We start from the raw sequence: 266 nt of genomic DNA on the forward strand, positions 1-266 counted from the left end.
ATATGGTAGGAGAGCGTTCTGTAAGCCTGCGAAGGTGTCTTGTAAAGGATGCTGGAGGTATCAGAAGTGCGAATGCTGACATGAGTAGCGATAATGGGGGTGAAAAGCCTCCACGCCGTAAGCCCAAGGTTTCCTGTTCAACGTTCATCGGAGCAGGGTGAGTCGGCCCCTAAGGCGAGGCAGAGATGCGTAGCTGATGGGAAGCAGGTTAATATTCCTGCACCGTCGTATGATGCGATGGGGGGACGGATCGCGGAAGGTTGTCT

At 53.8% G+C, this 266-nt stretch carries 1 rRNA gene; it reads left to right on the forward strand.

Annotated features, from left to right (window positions below):
* Positions 1 to 266 (forward strand): 23S ribosomal RNA (locus tag IFU00_22875); the annotation flags it as partial.

Origin of the sequence: Oxalobacteraceae sp. CFBP 8761 (assembly GCA_014841595.1) — a bacterium.
Classification (GTDB): domain Bacteria; phylum Pseudomonadota; class Gammaproteobacteria; order Burkholderiales; family Burkholderiaceae_D; genus Telluria.